This is a genomic window from Pirellulales bacterium, assembly GCA_019694435.1.
In the GTDB taxonomy this organism is placed as follows: Bacteria; Planctomycetota; Planctomycetia; order Pirellulales; family JAEUIK01; genus JAIBBZ01.
In genome coordinates this window covers 1-17320 of record JAIBBZ010000001.1, presented here as the reverse complement: position 1 = coordinate 17320, position 17320 = coordinate 1, and the positions used below count along the sequence as shown (strand labels likewise).

Here is a 17320-nt window from a genome sequence, read left to right as displayed (position 1 = left end):
GAACGGGCGCTGGCTGTACGGTTCGAGCCGCCCGGTTACGCCAGAATCGGTCGAATGACTTCGCCAGCCACGTCGGTCAGGCGGAAATCGCGGCCCTGATAGAAATAGGTCAGCCGCAGGTGGTCGATGCCCAGCAGGTGGAGCATCGTCGCGTGCAGGTCATGCACGTGGACGGGGTTCTCAACGGCGCTGTACCCCAGCTCGTCGGTACCGCCGTAGGCCAGGCCGCCGCGCACGCCGCCGCCGCAGAGGAACATGCTGAAGGCCCGCATGTGATGGTCGCGGCCGACGTCGCCCTTGTTCGATTGGGCCATCGGCGTGCGGCCGAATTCGCCTCCCCAGACGATCAGCGTTTCGTCGAGCATGCCCCGCGCCTGCAGGTCTTGGACCAGTGCGGCCGTGCCGCGATCGCAGTCGCGGCTGCAGACCTTGAAGAACCGCACGAGGTCGTTGTGGTGGTCCCAATCGCGGTGGTAGAGCTGAATGAATCGCACGCCGCGTTCGGCCAACCGGCGCGCCAACAGGCAGTTGTAGGCGAACGACCCGTCGGCGCCCGAGGCGCCGTACAAGTCGAGCACGTGCTGCGGCTCGTCGGCGATGTCCATCAGCTCCGGGACGCTGGTCTGCATGCGGAAAGCCAGCTCGTATTGGGCAATCCGCGTATCGACCTCCGGGTTCGGCGCGGCCGCATTGCGCAGCGCGTCGAGCCGGTTGACCGCGCCGATCAGTCGCCCCTGTTGCTCGTGCGTCACGCCCGGTGGATTGCCGAGGTAATGCACCGCGTCGCCTTGTGACGAGAAGGCCACGCCCTGGTAACGGCTGGGCAGAAAACCGCTGTGCCATTGCCGCGTGGCGATCGGCTGCGGGTTGCGGCCGTCTTTGCTGATGCTCGTCAGCACGACAAAGCCGGGCAGGTCGGCCGCGGGACTGCCCAGACCATATTGGATCCACGCGCCCATACTGGGCCGGCCCGAGATCGAGGTGCCCGTGTTCATCACGGTATGGGCCGGGTCGTGATTGATCTGATCGGTGTGCATCGAGCGGATCACGCAGATCTGGTCGGCAATGCTCCCGATATGGGGCAATTCGGCCGAAATCTCCAGACCCGACTCGCCATACCGCTCGAAGCCGAACATCGGCGCCTGGCAGACGAGCTTCTGACCTTGCAGTTGCGCAATCGGCTGGCCGGCGGTGAACGACTCGGGCATGGCCTGGCCGTGCATCGCCGCCAGCTTGGGCTTCGGATCGAACGACTCGAGTTGCGACGGCCCGCCGGCCATGCACAAGAAGATTACCCGCTTGATGCGCGGCGGAAAGTGCGGCAGCCCGGCGACGGCCGGTTGCACGCCGAGCGGCTCCGCGCCGGCGGCGCGCAACTCGCCGCAAAGCCCGGCCAGCGCCAGTCCGCCCAATCCCAGCGAAGCCCGGCCCAGAAACGCGCGGCGCTGCAGTGCGGTGAACGGAGCAAGTTTGTGCTGCGCCATCGTCAGTTCCTCGACACGCTTTCGTGCAGATTCAAGATGGCCCGGGCCACTTCGGTCCATGCGGCCAGCTCGACCGGGGGCAGGTCGTCGGGCAAGGGCGCCTGTCCCACGGCCAGCAATTGACGCGCGGCAGTCTCGTCGCCGGCGTAACGCAGGCGCTCGGCCGCGAGCAGCTCGCCGAGCACGGCGGCTTCTTCGGCCAGCGGCGGGCGCGATAGCGCCTCGCGCCAGGCCCAGGCGATGCGCTCGCCGTCGCCGGCCTGCGTCTCGCGCAGTGCCCGCGCGGCGAACGCGCGTGCGCATTCGACGAACGTCGGATCGTTCAACAGAGCCAGCGCGGCTTTGGGCGTGTTCGACGGGGCGCGCTGCGCGGTGCACTCTTCGCGGCTGGGCGCGTCGAACGCGAGCAGGCTGGGGTGCAAGAAAGTCCGTTGCCAGTGGGTGTACAGGCCGCGGCGGTATTGGCCCTCGCCTTCGTCGGCGCGCCATTTGCGCGGCGGGAAGTTGAGAAAGTCCCAATAGCCCTGGGGCTGGTAAGGTTTGACGCTGGGGCCGCCGATCCGATCGACCAGCAGGCCGCTGGTCTGCAGGGCCTGATCGCGCACGAACTCGGCCTCGAGCCGCCAGCTCGATTGCCGCGCCAACAGGCGGTTCTGCGGATCGCGCGCCAGCAGCTCGGCCGAAGCGGCCGACGACTGGCGATAGACGCTCGACGTGACCAGCAACCGCACCAGCCGCTTGGTGTCCCAGCCGCTCTCGTGGAACTCGATCGCCAGCCAATCGAGCAGCTCGGGATGGGACGGCGTTTCGCCCTGGGCGCCGACGTCGTCGAGCGTGCGCGCCAGGCCGGCGCCGAAGAACATCTTCCACAAGCGATTGACGTGCACGCGGGCCGTCAGCGGATTCTCGGAGCCGGTGAGCCATTGGGCCAGGTCGAGACGCGTCAGCCGCGACTCGTGCGCCTGCGACGCCAGAAACGCCGGCAAGGCAGGTTCGACGACCGGACCGCTCGAATCGAGCCAATTGCCGCGCGGCAAGATGCGCATCTCGCGCGGCACCTGCGCGACGGTGACCATCGTGCGCTCGATCTGCCGGTCGAGCTGCTTGCGGTCTTTTTGTGTCTGTTCGATTTTCGACTGAAGCTCGTTACGCTCTGCCTGACGCGTGTCGTCGTCGGACGGAATGGCCGCAAGCTGCTGTTCGAGCTCGCCGAGCTGCGCGTCGATCGACGCGAGCCGGTCGGCCTGCTCGGGCGTGGGCACCGGCATCTCGGGATCGCGCCCGCCGGCGCTGTAGACGCCTTGCTCTTTGATGTCGGCGAAGAAGGCGCCGAGGCTGTAGAAGTCGCGAGTGGTTACGGGATCGTACTTGTGGTCGTGACACTCGGCGCAGCCGAACGTCAGCCCGAGCCACACGCCGGCCGTGGTTCGCACGCGATCGGCCACGCCCTTGGCCAGGTATTCGCCGGCCTGCGCGCCGCCTTCCTCGGTCGTCTTGGCCAGCCGGTTGTAGCCCGACGCGACGCGCGTGGCGAGCGTCGGCTCGGGCACCAGGTCGCCGGCCAGTTGCTCGCGCGTGAAGCGATCGAAGGGCAGATTGTCATTGAAGGCACCGATCACATAATCGCGATAGGGCGAGATCGGCACGGGCACGTCGCTGTGGTAGCCGCACGAGTCGGCATAGCGCACCAGGTCGAGCCAGGCGACGGCCATGCGTTCGCCGTAATGCGGCGAGGCCAACAACCGCTCGACGGCGGCTTGATACGCGGCCTCGCCGTCGGTCGCCGTGGCCGCGACAAACTGTTCGACCTCGGCACGGGTCGGGGGCAGCCCGGTCAGATCGAAGGACAAGCGCCGCAGCAGCGTCACCGGGTCGGTCGGCGGCGAGGGTCGCAACGACTCGCGCTCCAAGCGCGCCAGGACGAAGCGATCGATCGGCGTGCGGCACCACGGGGCGTCGCTCACCTCGGGCAATTGCGGCCGCGTCGGCGGCTCGAACGACCAGTGCGATTGCCACGCGGCGCCTTGTTCGATCCAGCGCCGGACGCGGTCGATCTGATCGGCGTCGAGGGGGTGGTGCTTGCCCGACGGCGGCATCCGCTCGGCGTCGTCGGTCGCGGTGATGCGTTGGTACAGGATGCTGGCCGCGGGGTCGCCCGCCGCGACGATCGCCGCGCCTGTGCCGTCCTGGCCGAAGAGTCCCTCGCGGCGATCGAGCCGCAACTCGGCCTCGCGCGCATGTTCGTCGGGGCCGTGGCAGGCGAAACAGTTTTTCGACAGCAGCGGCCGGATGTCGCGGTTGAACTGCACCTCGTCGGGCGCCGCAGCCGGCGCCTGACGCGCTAGCAACAACACGAGCAGCATCCAGCAACAGCGCAAGGTCATGACACGTCCGGCCCAGGTGCACAGAGTTCTCTTCCAAAACATTGTCTTTGCTCGCCGTCGGCGGTACAAGCACAGGCGGCAGACTCGAGCAACAAACGGTCGCACCCGAAGTGGGAAGTTGCCCTGCGATGAGACCTTTCGAAGAACTGGCGGCGCGGGCCTCGCGCCGCGATTTTCTGGCGGCCACTTCGGCGCTGGCGGCGCTGCCGGGCATCGCCAGCGCAGCCGAGCCACAGGCCGAGCCGGCCGACGCGGCCCGGCCGCCGTCGGGCATCGTCGATTGTCAAAGCCATTTGTTCTGCGCCGAGCTCGTGGCGCGGATGGAGCGGCGCCAGGCCGATCCGGTGGTTTTCACGCGCGACGGCGTGCGCTATCTGCGGATGGGCGATTGGCTGCGCAAGATTCCGCCGGCGTATCTCGACGTCGACCTCAAGCTCGCGGCCATGGATGCCGCCGGCATCGAACTGACCGCGTTGAGCCCCAACGATCCCGGGCCCGAGTGGTTCGGCGACGAAGCCCCCGCAGTGGCGCGGCTGCTCAATGACTTCACCGCAGGCGTGGTGCGGCGGCATCCGCGGCGCTTCATCGGGCTATGCGTGCTGCCGTTGTTGACGATGGACGCGGCGCTCGTCGAGTTGCGGCGCTGCCGCGAGGACCTCGGCCTGCGCGGAATCCTGCTCTACACGAATCTCGCCGGACGGTTTGTCGACGAGGCGGAGTTTCGCCCGTTGTTTGCCCGGGCCGTCGAACTCGATTTACCGATCCTGTTGCACCCGGCCAAGCCGTTGACAACCGACGTGGTCAAGGGCTACGAGATGACCAGTTCGCTGGGCAATATGTTCGACAACACGATCGCGCTGACGCGGATCATCATGGCGGGCATTCTCGACGAGTTTCCCGGCTTGAAGCTCGTCTGTCCGCACCTGGGCGGCACGTTGCCCTACATCATCGGGCGGCTCGACCATCAAACGCAGGTGCTGAAGCGCGGTCCAAAGTACCTGACCAAGGCGCCCAGCGAATACCTGAAGCAAGTCTGGCTCGACGTCGTCTCGCCGCTGCCGTTGGCGATGCGGTTCGCTTACGATTTCTCGGGACCGGACCGGCTGCTGTTTGCCAGCGATCATCCGTGGGTCGAGCCGCGGCTGATTCTCGACGGTCTGCGGAGCTTGGGCTTGCCGGCGGCCGACGAGGCGAAGATCCTTGCCGGCAATGCCCGGCGCTTGTTCGGTCTCGACGCGGCATAAGGTCATCCCTAGGCAAAGGTGCGGCATCCATGAGCACGTGGCGCGAGCGGCCCTGGACGGGTGTGTTTCCGGCAACGCTGTGCGCGTTTCACGCCGACGAGTCGATCGACGAACAGGGCCTGAAGGACTACTTCACCGAGCTGGCCCTGGTCCCAGGCGTCGAAGGCCTGACTTGCAACGGCCACACCGGCGAGATCATGTCGCTGCGCACGGCCGAGCGCGCGCGGGTCACGCAGATCTGCGCCGATGCCGTGGCCGCCGCCAACCGCCGGACGGGCCGGCGCTGCCAGGTGATCTCCGGGGTCTCGGCCGAAGGCAGTCTCGAGGCGATCGACCATGCCCGGGCCGCCAAGGAGGCCGGCGCCGATGCGATCTTGCTGATGCCGCCGCATCACTGGCTCCGCTTTGGCCGTAGCCTGGAGACGGCCGTCGGATTCGTCACCGACGTGGCCGTGGGCGCCGGCATCGACATCGTGCTGCACCAGTACCCGGCCTGGACCAAGGCCGGCTATTCGCTCGCCGAGATGCGCGAGATGGTCAAGTTGCCGCAATTGAAGGTGATCAAGATGGGCACCCGCGACATGGCGCGGTGGCTCTACGACTACGAACAACTCAAGGCCGCGGCGCCCCACGTGTCGATCATCACCTGCCACGACGAGTTCTTGCTGCCCAGCCTGATCGAGGGCTGTGACGGGGCCCTGATCGGCTTCGCCGGTTTTGCGCCTGAGCTGATGATCCGGATTGTCCACGCGGCGCTCGACGGCAACCTGACCGCAGCCAAAGAGGCGCAAGCGCTCGTTGCGCCGCTGGCGCGGCTGATCTACAACTTCGGCGAGCCGGGCTGCGGCGCGCATCAGCGCATGAAGGTGGCCCGCTGGCTGATGAATCGGTTTCCCAGCCCGCACTTTCGGCGGCCGGTGCGCCCCTTGTCGCCCGCCGGGGTGGCCGCGCTGCGTACCGAACTGGTGCGTCTGGGATTTGCCTGCCGGGAGCTGTGAGGCGTGCGAACACCTTCCGCCAGCTACGGGTCGTCGGCATGAGCAAGGGGCGCGTGTACCCCGCCGAAGGCGGCCTCGAGCGCGATCCTGCGACCGGTGCCCGCGTGCGCCGGGTCACGAGCTTTCCGGCCATCCATCACCATCCGTTCTATTATCTGCCCGCCTACGACGACGCGCTGCGATGGCTCGTGTTCGTCTCGCATCGGACCGGCACTCCGCAGATCTTCGTCGAAGAACGCGCGACGGGCCGCCTGGTCCAATTGACCGACCGCGCCGATCTGAACGAGTGGTCGATTCACCCGGCGCACGACGGGCAATACGTCTACTTCACGGCCGGTTGCGGCGCCTGGCGCGTGCGCTGCGACGACCAGCGCGAAGAGTGCCTCGCCCGTTTCGGCGACGTGCCGATGGTGCCGCCGGGCATGGTCGGCGACGCGATGGGCACGACCTCGCTCAGCCACGACGACCGCTACTGGGCGATTCCGGTCAAGGTCGGCGCCACGGCGCGGCTGTTCGTGCTCGACACCTCGACGGGCCATGCCACGACGCTCGTCGAACGCGATTCGATCGGGCATCCCGAGTTTCACCCGCGCGACAATACCTGGCTGCGCTATGCAGGTCCGTACACGAACCGGCTGTGGGTCGTACGCCGCGATGGCACCGATCATCGCCTGATTTACGAGCGCGACGCGGCGCACAAGCAATGGATTGTCCACGAGGTGTGGAACCCGCTGGCACTCGAGCTGCTGACGGTCGATTGGCCGCACGGCATGTTGGGCATCGACGTGCTTCACGGCGCGGTGCGCACGGTCTGCACCTTCAACGCCTGGCATGCGGCCGTGTCGCGCGACGGGCGGTGGATGGTGTGCGATACGAATTGGCCCGACCGGGGGCTGCAGTTGTTCGACCCGCGCGCCGGAGGCGGCCAGTCCCGCCCGTTGTGTTTGACCCGTGCGAGCAACGCCGGCGAGCATTGGCATACGGACCACTGCCCCTACGACGACGGGCCCGTGGCCGTCTATGCGCCGCAACACACGCACCCCCACCCGAACTTTTCGCCGGACGGGTCGCGCGTCGTCTTTACGTCCGACGTCAGCGGTCACGCGCAGGTCTACGAGGTCTTGCTCCAGGACGCCGTGACGGGCGAGGAGCAGGCGTGAGCACTTCGTCGGTCAGCATGCCGTTGTCGGCCGGTGCCCGCCTGGCGGTCTTGGCGGCGGCCTTTGCAGGCCTGGTGTTCGATGGCGTCGAACTGGGGCTCATGCCCGTGGCCTCGTTGAGCGTGACCCGGTCGCTCTTGGGCGACGGATTTACCGAGCAGCTCGGCGGTCTCTGGTTTGCCTGGTATACGGCCGCATTGATGCTCGGCGCGGCGGTGGGGGGCATTGCCTTGGGCAGTCTCGGCGATCGCATCGGCCGTACGCGCGCCATGGGCGTGAGCATTCTTTGCTATTCGCTCTTCGCGGGGCTGGGCGCCTGGGTGCGCACACCGATGGAGATGCTCGCCTTGCGGTTTCTTGTCGGGTTGGGCGTCGGCGGGATGTGGCCCAACGGCGTGGCCTTGGTGGCCGAATGTTGGTCGAACGCCTCGCGACCGTTCGTATCGGGCGTGCTGGGCGCCGGGATCAATATCGGCGTGCTGCTGTTGTCTCAACTGACACGCGTCTGGCCGCTGACTCCCGAAAGTTGGCATTGGATCTTTTACCTGGCGGCCGTACCGGCCATGCTCGGCCTGTTGGTACTCGTGGCCCTGCCCGAGTCGCCGCTGTGGCTCGCGGCGCAAGCTTCGGCCACGCCGGCCACGGGGCGCGCAAGCGAGTTGTTCCGCCCCGAGTTGCGCCGCGCGACAATCGTCGGCATCGTGCTGGCCTCGATTCCCCTGGTGGGCGCGTGGGCAGCGAGCAAATGGATCATGCCCTGGGCCGATGTGGTAGGCGAGGCTGCCCAGCGACCCGATTACAAGTCGACGACCCAGGGCTGGTGGGCCGTGGGAGCCGTGGTGGGCAGCTTTGTCGGCGCACCGCTGGCGGCGCGGTTCGGTCGCCGAAAGGCCTATTGCTTGATCAGCGTCGGCGCGGCCACGTTGACTTGGGCGATGTTCCAATGGACGGCGCCTTTGCGTCCGCTGTTTCTCTACGTCGTCTGCGCACAGGGCTTCGTCGCGACGTTGTTCTTCGGCTGGCTGCCGTTGTATTTGCCCGAGTTGTTTCCGCTTCGGGTACGCGCCGCGGGGAGCGGTCTGGCGATGAACTTGGGCCGGTTTGCCACGGCCCTGGGCGTGCTCGCGGCCGGCAGCTTGTTCGGCCTGCTGGGCGGCGACTATGGCCGCGTCGGTGCGGCGGGTTCGTTCGTTTACGCGCTGGGGTTGCTGGCAATCGCCTGGGCCCCGGACACGACGGCCAAGACGATGGACGAGTAGCGGCCGCGCGGGCGATGCAGCGCGGCCGGTGCTCAGATCAGCACGTCGTGCAGGATCTGTCCACGGGCAATCGGAAACGGCCGGTTAAGCGGGTCGTGCAGAATCGTTTCCGGTTCGAGCCCCAGGCAATGGAAGATGGTCGCGAGCAGGTCCTCGGGCCGCACCAGGCCAGTGTGCGGCTCGCCGCCGAGGGCGTCCGAGGCCCCGTAGATCGTGCCACCCCGGATACCGCCGCCGGCCAGCGCGACGGAAAACACGCTGCCCCAGTGATCGCGGCCGCCCTGGGCGTTGATCCGGGGGCTGCGGCCGAATTCCGAGGCCACGACGATCAGCGTCTCGTCGAGCTTGCCCGTGTCCTGCAAGTCTTCGATTAGCGCGGAGAACGTCTGATCGAACGGCGGCAGCAGCGCCGTGCGCAGCCGTCTGGCCTCGCCGACGTGCGAATCCCAACAAGGGGCATCGGCCGGTTCGTCGGGGCTGCGGAACCAATTGACTTGCACGAGCCGCGTGCCGGCGTCGATCAGCCGCCGGGCCAGCAGCACGCTCTGCCCGAATTGTGTGCGACCGTAACGCTCGCGCCGCTCGGCGGGCTCGTCCTCGAGGCGGAACGCGCCACGGCACTCGGGCGAGGTGACCAGATCCAACGCCTGCCGCGTGGCGGCATCGTAGGTCGGCAGCAGCGACGTCGCGCCTTGCGCCGCACGGTCGAGCTGTTCGATCTGCGCGAGCAAGGCCCGGCGCCCGGACATCCGCGCCAGCGACAGCTCGGCAGGCAACGAAACTTCGGGCACGCGAAAATCGGCATCGGCCGGCTGGCAGCGCAGCAGCCAGGGGTCGTGCGTCCGGCCCAGGAATCCGGCGTCCTGGCCGGGCCAGACCGAGCCGTCGGTATTGAAGATGTGATGCGGCAGCCGCACGGTGGCCGGAAAGGCCGAGTCGGCGGGCGACAGCCGCCGGACGATGGCCGCCAGATGGGGCCAGTTGTTCGGTGCGCCCGGATTGGCGTTCTCGAAATTCTTCGGCTGATGCGGCACGCCCGTCATCATGTAATAGCCGCTCGACGAATGAGCGTTGTCGCCGGTCCGCACGGCGCGCAGCAGGCACAACCGCTCGGCGACCTTGGCGGTCTGCGGCAGCAGCTCGCCGATCGACATGCCGGGTACGGTGGTCGCGATCGGTGCGAATTCGCCACGGACTTCGGCCGGTGCCTGCGGCTTGGGGTCCCAGGTCGAATGCTGCGGCGGGCCGCCCATCAAGAACAGCACGATGCACGACCGGGCGCGTGGTGCGGCGGTGTTGGTTGCCTGCGCGAGCTGGGGTTGGCGCAACAGGTCGGCCAGCGACACCCCGAGCGTGCCCAAGGCGCCGACGCGCAACAGTTCACGTCGCGAGACGCGATCGCAGAGCGTCGACGGGGTGCCGGTAATCCGCAGCATGGCCAGCTTGCCCAGGCACGAAAGAGGCGGCGCGGCAAAGCGGGGGCACCGACACATCGGTAGGCCGCCGCGCCTCGCCGCCGGAAACGCCCTTAGATTAGCGTCCCGATTTGGCCCAAGTCCAGCGCGGCCCAACTGGGCTGGGACGCGTCAGTCGCCGTCGGAGTACTGGGTTTGAATGGCCCGCACGGCTTCGCGCTGCGAGAGAAACGCCTCGGCCACGCGCGGATCGAAGTGCTTGCCGCTCTCGCTGGCGATGATTTCCAGGCAGCGTTCGAAGGGGATGGGCGGTTTGTAGGGCCGCCGGCTGCTCAGGGCATCGAAGACGTCGGCCACGGCCGTAATCCGGCCTTCGAGGGGAATTTGCTCGCCGGACAGCCCCATCGGATAGCCGGTTCCGTCCCATTTCTCGTGGTGGGTCATCGCAATCCGCGACGCCATCTGGATCAGTTCCGATCGTCCCGGGTTGGCCAGCTGACGCTCGAACGACGGCTCGGACGTCTCGGACGCTTCCTTGTGCGCGCGTTCGTAAGGATTGATGATCTTCTGACCGTAGATCACGTGTTGCCGCATGGTTTCGATTTCATCGGGGCTCAGCGCGCCGGGCCTGCGCAGGATCTCGTCGGGAATGCCGATCTTGCCGATGTCGTGCAATTGGGCCGCGAGTTCGATCATCTCGACGAACCGCGGACCCTGCCGCATGGCCGACGCCACGAGGCCCGCGTAGCGGCCCACTCGCAGGACGTGGTTACCCGTGTCGTTGTCGCGGAATTCGCCGGCCCGGGCCAGGCAGCAGATGATTTCCCGGCGCGAGGCCTCGAGTTCGGCCGCGCGAAGCCGCAGCCCCGATTCGAGCCGCTCGGCGTAGCCGCGAATGCCGTCGTGGTAGCGCTTGACCATGCCGGCATTGCGGACCCGCAGCGCCAGTTCGCTCGAGTCGATTGGCTTGTGCAGGAAGTCGGTGGCGCCCAGTTCAAGAATCTTCAGCCGCGTTTGCCGGTCGATTGCCGCAGTGATCACGATCACCGGCAGGTACTGAAACGCCGCGTCGCACCGGAGCTCGGCCAGGATCTCGTCGCCGGTGACCTTGGGCATGTGCAGGTCGAGGAGCACGACGTCGGGCCGATGCTCGCGGATGGAATCGAGCGCTTGGGTCGAATCGGTCAGGCCGCGCACGTTGGTGTAGCTCAGCTCCTGCAAGTAGCGCTGCAGGACGCGAATATTCAGCGGTTCGTCATCGATGATCAGCAGCTGCATGCTCGCCGGCGCCCAGTCGTGCGCGATGTTCCCGCTTTCTTCCTGGTCGGCCAGCAGAGCCTGCGAGATCGCGCGGATCGTCCCTTCCAGGCGATCCTCGGCGCGCGAAGCCACCTCTTGATGGCTGAGTCCAAGAATGGATGTGTCGCGATTCATGGCAGGGTGCCCCCCCCGCGAGTGTCAGAAGCGTCGGCAATCGGCGGCGCCACTTGCGGCGATTCGATCCGCGTTGCCAGGACTTCCAGTTCGTTCAAAACGCGATCGGCTTGCGAGGCGTTGCTGTCGCGCGAGGCAGACAGCAATTCGCTCGCCACGTCGCTGAGCTGTGCAAACCCCGCCGTGCCTCCGCAGCCCTTCAACCAATGCGCCAATTCGCCGAGTCGATGAAGATCGCCGGTCCCCAGCACATCGCGCATCTCGCCGAGCCGTTGGTTGAAACGGTCGACAAACTCGCCGACGATCTCCCGGAATTCCTGGTCATCTTGCGGCAAGCTCGACCGCAACGGCCCGGCGGCCGACATGGCCGGCAGCTCGACGCTGCACGTCGGCAAAGCCTGCGGTGCAGAAGCCGCGGGCTCGGGACTCCGGCTAAGCAGTCGGTCGACTTGTTCCAGCAGCCGCTGGGGTTCGATCGGCTTGGTGAGATAGTCGGAGCAGCCCGCCGCGCGGCACTTGGCCTCGTCGCTTTGCAAGGCATGCGCGGTCAGCGCCACGATCGGCGTGGCGATGCCCGCCTGACGAAGCTTGGCGGTCGCATCGTAGCCGTCGAGCACGGGCATCTGCATGTCCATCAGGATCAGGTCGTGCGCCTCAGCCAGTGCCAGCTCGACGGCCTGTTGCCCATCGGCCGCCACCGCGACCTTGGCCCCCGCGCGCGTGAGCAAGACCTGGATCAAACGCCGGTTAGCGTCGCCGTCGTCGGCCACCAGAATCCGGGCACCCTGCAGGTTTGGGCGCGTGGGCGGTTGCGGGGCGGCCGCGACGATGTCGCCCGACGGTGACTCGAGCGCGATCCGTGAAGAGATCGTTCCGGCGTCGACGGTCAGCACGAACGCGCGGTTGTTCCCCCCCGAATCGTCGCAGACCAGGTCGCCGCCGAGGGCCCGGGCAATGCGACAGGCCGTCGCCATTCCCAGGTCGCAGCTGTAACGCAAGTCGACGGCCTGCGAACCCTTCGTTCCGCGGGCCGGCGGCGCCGCCGTATCGTGCGCCACCGAGCGATGTTCCAGCGGGGCCGTCAGCCGCACCTGCAGGCGCGAGTGTCCTTCGATGTCGCCCGCACGGGCCACCAACTGGACGCGCCCGCGCCGTGCGTGCCGCAGGCAATAGCCCACCACGCTCAGCAATGCCTGGCGCAGCCGTGCCCGATCGGTGACGATCGATTCGGGCAGGTGTTCCTGCCAGACGGAGTCGAGCGTCAGTCCTGCTTCCAGGGCTGCAGGTTGCAACAGCGAAACGACCTCGGCGATCACTTCGGCCGGCGAACAGGGTTGCCTTTCGACCCGGAGCTGCCCCCCGGCGACCTCCGACAAGTCGAGCAAGTCGTTCAACAGCGTGGCCAGGTTTCGGGCACTTGTGGCCACGATGTCGGTATAGTTTTGCCGTTCGTGTTCGTCGCGCACCTCGCCGCGGCTCAGCAAGTCGCTGAAGCCGACCAGGGCGTTGAGCGGGGTGCGGATTTCAAAGCTCTTTTCGGCCAGAAAGTTCTGCTTGACGCGTTGCGCGACCTCGGTTTCGTTCTGGGCCGCGACCAGCTCGGTCTGCACGCGCCGCCGCTGATCCATCTCTTCGAGCAACTGGTTGGTGCGCTCGCCGACGCGATCAGCCAACTGGGACTGCGCCAAGAGCAACGCCGTTTCCGAGGCCTCGACTTTTTCGAGCAGGCTGTCGAAGGCTCCATACAGATCGCCGATCTCGTCGTTGCCGGCGTACTCGATGCGGACCGAGTAATCGCCCCGGCAGGCGATCTGGTGGGCAAACGCCGCGAGGCGGACGATCGGCTCGGCCAGCCGGCGCTGCAGGATGATCGCCAGGTGCACCGACAACAACGCCGAACAAATCGCCACGATCATCGCCAGGGTCAGGTATTCGGCCAGATGCTTGGCGACGTCTCGGGAATTGGCGCGAATGCCGAGGGTGCCGAGCCGCGCGCCGCGAACGGCTACAGGATAGTGAATGACGTAATCGCCGGTGCTGGTCGTGCGCTCGCCGAGCGATTCGTTGTCGAGCGTTGGCTCCGACTCGGTCGCCGCCTGGCCGTTGAAGGGAAGCGACACCCACAGACGGTGTTGTTCGTCGTACAGCGCCGCGGATTCGATGCAGGGCTGGGAAGCCAGGGACCGCAGCAATTGATGCGCGGCCTGCGTGTCTTGAGCTTCGAGCGCCGGTGCCGCGTTGGCGGCGAGGATGGCGGCCGTGGCGCGGAGTTGCGCCCATTTGCTTTCGCGCAACTGGACGAGGTCATTGAGCACGAAGCTGGTCGACGCTACGGCCACCGCGGCGATGCCTGAGATCGTTGCCAGGAGAATCAGCTTGGTTTTGATCGAGCGACGGTGCATGACCAGCGAGGCGGGGATTGGTGGATGTCCGGCGCAACATCGCCAACGCCTAGCGCGCGACGGATCGCCTGCGGACCCTCAAACGTAGCTCGCACGCCCGGCGAACAATTGGTCGAGCGGAGTGCAGTGCGACAAGAGTCGCGCCGCGGGTAGCGATGATAGGGGTTGAAACGACTACCCCCGCGACAGGCCCCGCTCAGACGGTCGCCAGGGCGGCTTCGTCGGCACACGCCGTGGGCTGATGGAAGCGGCACTTGCACTGGTAGCCGCCGCCGTAGGTGTCGGCCGCTCGCACGTCCACCAGGTCGGCCAGCACGGGCACCAGTTCCTCGCCCTCGTTCATCTCGATGACCAGCGACGTGAACAGGGGCTCTTGCTCCAGGTAGAAACACAGCCCCGTTGGCGTGATATCGCGGCACATCACCGGGAAGAACTCGTTCGAAGCCGGCAAATTGCCGTCGGTCAAGGGCCCGATCCGGAGCCGCCGCTGAATCCGCCGGCGGTCGAGTTCCGAGGGGTCCTCTTCGCCCGAGTGCGCTTCTTTCGGTGTCTGCATGACCAGGGCATACGTCGTGTCGCGATGCTCGCAGTAGACGCGATTGCGGCCGTTCTGTTTGGCAGCGTACAACGCCTTGTCGGCCCGCGAAATCAGGTTCTGAGTCGATTCATCGCCGGCGGTCTCGGCCAGCCCGCAACTGATCGTCACCTTGAGTCGCTTCTCCGCGAACTCGATCTCCATGGCCTCGATGGCTTGACGAATCCGATCGGCCGCCATGCCGATGTCGATCATCTCCGTCGCGCCGAACAGAACCGCGAACTCCTCGCCGCCATAGCGGGCCGCGAAGTCGCCATCGCGGACGCTGCCGGCCAGGGTCTTGGCCACTTGTTTGAGCACGGCATCGCCGGCGAGATGGCCGTGCGTATCGTTGAACTTCTTGAAGTGATCGACGTCGATCATCATCAAGGTCGTCGGGATGCTGCGTTCCGTCCAGCGCAGACGGCACTTGGCCAGGTGTTCTTCGAACGCGCGGCGGTTGGCAATTGCCGTCAGACCATCGGTCCGTGCAGCCGTCTCGTTGACTTTGAGTTGTTCGGCCTGCTTTGAGAGCTTTTCCTCGGCGTCGCGCAGCCGCTGCTGAAGCGCAGAGTTGGCCGCGACCATTTCTTTTACCGCCTCGATCAAGGCCGGGTCGTGCGAATCGGCCGCACTGCCGCGCGAGCTTTGTTCCAAACGGTTGCTGAACTCCTGGACGCTTTCCGCGTGCCGGGTGATGTCCGACTGCATCAAGCTGCCGATGTCCTGGATATGCTGTGCCACCTGCACCGTCAGCTCGGGGCTGGATGCGGCAGGGGCCGCGGCGACGGCCGCGACCGGCGCACGCTCGGGACGCACCGCCGGCAGTGTCGCCGGCGGCAGCGGAGCAGGGGTGGGTTCGAGTGGGCCGCGGCTGGCCGCCCATAGCCGGCCGGCAAGCACGCCTAGCGCGAACTCAGCCACCCCGATCAGGGCGAGCATGACCAAGATTGCGACGTTCATGGCAGGAGCCACTGCAAACAACATTCGCGGTAAATTCATCGAAACTCTACGTCACTGGTGCGCGTCAGTCTGGCGGGGGGCGTCTCTCGAAAAGCTAGCTCGCAAATGCACCTTGTCGACCATCGAACCGATCGGGTTTTGGGTTGGGCTTCGTGGGACGATGGTTCCTGCCGAATCGAAGGGCCTTAAGGCCGGATTAGCCGGAAAAATGCGCGCAAATTGCCCACTTTCTTGACCGCTGGCAGACCTCTATTTAGCCTGGCGCTTGCCGCGAGTGGACCGTATTCGAGCACGGTGGCCAGACGGAACTCCCCGGCCCGTCCCACGTTGCGCCGTTGAAATTCCTGTCGGCACGCCGGGTCTCTGCCCTGACGGCGCAGCCCTCGGATGTCGCCTGAGGGCCCGTGCCGTGTGCTCGATCGCTTCGAGATGGTTACCGCATTTTCAATCGGGTCGGAACGCCGCGCGCCGTCGTAGCGCGCACCGCAGGTTCGGGCCGCGCGAGCGCAACGGAATCCTCGGGAGCGGCCCGGAGCGGTTCACGCGGCTGCATCTCGATGCGCTCGAGCGGCGCGACCTGCTGGCCGTGACGGCGCAGGTTGCGGCCGGCCTGCTTTCGATCTCCAGCGATGCCGCCGACAACATCGCCGTGACCGTGGCGGCGGGCAACGTGAAGATCAACGGTGCCGATCCTCTCAGCGGTGTCGCGGCTGCCAACACACTCACCGCGATCCAGTTTGGCGGTTTCGCACTCGGCTTCGCGAATCAAATCGACCTCACCGGGGTCGCGCCTGCCTCGTTTACAGCGCTGACCACGCTGGGCGTGAATGCCGGCCTCGACGCCGGCGACCTGATCTTGCTGGGTCCGGCGCTGGCGACCACAGGCAATCAGACGTACGACGCCGCGGTGCAATTGAAGGCCGATACGGTGGTTTCTGCCGCGGCCGCGAGCTTTAACCTTGCTGTCAACTCGGACGCTACGGCGCGGTCGCTGACCGTCAATGCGACCGGCGCGACGACGTTCGGCGGCGTGGTAGGTGGTACGAGCGCACTAGCGAGCCTGACGACGAACGCCGGTGGCACGACGAGCCTGGCCGGCAACGTCACGACGTCCGGCGCGCAAACGTACAACGACGCCGTGACGCTGACGGGTAACGCGATCCTGACAAGCACCGGCAATGCCACGATCGACTTTGCCAGCACGGTCAACGGCGCCTTCGGTTTGACGGTGAACACGACCGGCGCGACGACATTCGGCGGCGTGGTGGGCGGCGGTACCGCGCTGACAAGCCTGGCGACCAGCGCCGGTGGCACGACGAGTCTCGCCGGCAACGTCACAACGACTGGCGCGCAAACGTACAACGACGCCGTGACGCTGGCGGGCAACACAGTGTTGGCGAGCACGGGCAACGCGGCCATTACGCTGGCCAGCACGGTGAATGGCGCTTTCGGTTTGACGGTCAACACGACGGGCACGACAGCCTTTGGAGGCGTGGTAGGCGGCACGAGCGCCTTGACGAGCCTGACGACGAACGCCGGTGGCACGACAAGCCTGGCCGGCAATGTGACGACCACCGGCGCGCAAACCTACAACGACGCGGTCACTCTGACGGGTAACGCGATCCTCGCGAGCACGGGCAACGCGGCCATCACGCTCGCGAGTACGGTGAACGGCGCTTTCGATCTGACGGTGAACACGACCGGCGCGACGACGTTCGGCGGCGTGGTGGGCGGCACGAGCGCCTTGACGAGCCTGACGACGAACGCTGGCGGCACGACGAGCCTGGCCGGCAATGTCACGACGACCGGCGCGCAAACCTACAACGACGCGGTGACGCTTGCGGCGAATATCATTCTCGCCAGTACAGGCAATGTAGCCATCACGCTGGCCAGCACGGTCAACGGCGCTTTTGATCTGACGGTGAACACGACCGGCGCGACGACATTCGGCGGCGTGGTGGGCGGCAACACCGCGCTGACGAGCCTGACGACGAACGCCGGTG

The 17320-nt window shown here is 66.8% G+C and carries 11 protein-coding genes; 5 read left to right on the top strand and 6 right to left on the bottom strand.

The window, feature by feature from the left end; all coding sequences use genetic code 11:
• Positions 1 to 35 precede the first annotated feature (35 nt).
• Positions 36 to 1484 (bottom strand): DUF1501 domain-containing protein, encoded by a 1449-nt coding sequence (locus K1X74_00055; GenBank protein MBX7164710.1) that lies wholly within the window; start codon positions 1482 to 1484, stop codon positions 36 to 38.
• Between the two features lie 2 nt (positions 1485 to 1486).
• Positions 1487 to 3868 carry a DUF1553 domain-containing protein gene (locus K1X74_00050; GenBank protein MBX7164709.1) on the bottom strand — a complete coding sequence of 794 codons (2382 nt, stop codon included), beginning with the start codon at positions 3866 to 3868 and terminating at the stop codon, positions 1487 to 1489.
• A gap of 128 nt (positions 3869 to 3996) precedes the next feature.
• Here K1X74_00050 and K1X74_00045 point away from each other — a divergent pair, with 128 nt between their 5' ends.
• From K1X74_00045 to K1X74_00030, 4 genes are read left to right on the top strand one after another with little or no spacing between them, the layout of a single operon-like run.
• Positions 3997 to 5112, top strand: coding sequence for an amidohydrolase family protein (locus K1X74_00045; protein MBX7164708.1), 1116 nt, complete (start codon positions 3997 to 3999; stop codon positions 5110 to 5112).
• 29 nt (positions 5113 to 5141) lie between these two features.
• Entirely contained in the window at positions 5142 to 6110 is a 969-nt protein-coding gene (locus tag K1X74_00040) for a dihydrodipicolinate synthase family protein (protein ID MBX7164707.1), read from the top strand.
• Between the two features lie 38 nt (positions 6111 to 6148).
• Positions 6149 to 7270, top strand: coding sequence for an oligogalacturonate lyase family protein (locus K1X74_00035; GenBank protein ID MBX7164706.1), 1122 nt, complete (start codon positions 6149 to 6151; stop codon positions 7268 to 7270).
• On the top strand, positions 7267 to 8529 hold the full coding sequence (locus K1X74_00030; protein ID MBX7164705.1) for an MFS transporter: 1263 nt from the start codon (positions 7267 to 7269) through the stop codon (positions 8527 to 8529). The genes K1X74_00035 and K1X74_00030 overlap by 4 nt, the downstream gene beginning before the upstream one ends.
• A gap of 32 nt (positions 8530 to 8561) precedes the next feature.
• Here K1X74_00030 and K1X74_00025 read toward each other — a convergent pair whose 3' ends face one another.
• From K1X74_00025 to K1X74_00010, 4 genes are all read right to left on the bottom strand, one after another.
• Positions 8562 to 10022 carry a DUF1501 domain-containing protein gene (locus K1X74_00025; GenBank protein ID MBX7164704.1) on the bottom strand — a complete coding sequence of 487 codons (1461 nt, stop codon included), beginning with the start codon at positions 10020 to 10022 and terminating at the stop codon, positions 8562 to 8564.
• A 93-nt stretch (positions 10023 to 10115) separates the two neighbouring features.
• Positions 10116 to 11378 carry a response regulator gene (locus tag K1X74_00020; protein ID MBX7164703.1) on the bottom strand — a complete coding sequence of 421 codons (1263 nt, stop codon included), beginning with the start codon at positions 11376 to 11378 and terminating at the stop codon, positions 10116 to 10118.
• A complete protein-coding gene (locus K1X74_00015; GenBank protein MBX7164702.1) occupies positions 11375 to 13780 on the bottom strand; it encodes a response regulator in 2406 nt (801 codons plus the stop codon). Before K1X74_00015 ends, K1X74_00020 begins: the two co-directional genes overlap by 4 nt.
• Before the next feature lie 196 nt (positions 13781 to 13976).
• Complete coding sequence (locus tag K1X74_00010) at positions 13977 to 15317, bottom strand: GGDEF domain-containing protein (GenBank protein MBX7164701.1); 1341 nt, start codon at positions 15315 to 15317, stop codon at positions 13977 to 13979.
• A gap of 409 nt (positions 15318 to 15726) precedes the next feature.
• On the opposite strand from K1X74_00010, the gene K1X74_00005 reads away from it, so the two are divergent.
• A partial coding sequence (locus K1X74_00005) for a hypothetical protein (GenBank protein ID MBX7164700.1) occupies positions 15727 to 17320 on the top strand: 1594 nt, incomplete at its 3' end.

What these genes read in the sequence shown, in the direction of transcription:
- K1X74_00055 (MBX7164710.1), bottom strand. Translation starts at nt 1,484, where the DNA reads ATGGCGCAGCACAAACTTGCTCCGTTCACCGCACTGCAGCGCCGCGCG.
- K1X74_00050 (MBX7164709.1), bottom strand. Translation starts at nt 3,868, where the DNA reads ATGACCTTGCGCTGTTGCTGGATGCTGCTCGTGTTGTTGCTAGCGCGT.
- K1X74_00045 (MBX7164708.1), top strand. Translation starts at nt 3,997, where the DNA reads ATGAGACCTTTCGAAGAACTGGCGGCGCGGGCCTCGCGCCGCGATTTT.
- K1X74_00040 (MBX7164707.1), top strand. Translation starts at nt 5,142, where the DNA reads ATGAGCACGTGGCGCGAGCGGCCCTGGACGGGTGTGTTTCCGGCAACG.
- K1X74_00035 (MBX7164706.1), top strand. Translation starts at nt 6,149, where the DNA reads ATGAGCAAGGGGCGCGTGTACCCCGCCGAAGGCGGCCTCGAGCGCGAT.
- K1X74_00025 (MBX7164704.1), bottom strand. Translation starts at nt 10,022, where the DNA reads ATGTGTCGGTGCCCCCGCTTTGCCGCGCCGCCTCTTTCGTGCCTGGGC.
- K1X74_00020 (MBX7164703.1), bottom strand. Translation starts at nt 11,378, where the DNA reads ATGAATCGCGACACATCCATTCTTGGACTCAGCCATCAAGAGGTGGCT.
- K1X74_00015 (MBX7164702.1), bottom strand. Translation starts at nt 13,780, where the DNA reads ATGCACCGTCGCTCGATCAAAACCAAGCTGATTCTCCTGGCAACGATC.
- K1X74_00010 (MBX7164701.1), bottom strand. Translation starts at nt 15,317, where the DNA reads ATGAACGTCGCAATCTTGGTCATGCTCGCCCTGATCGGGGTGGCTGAG.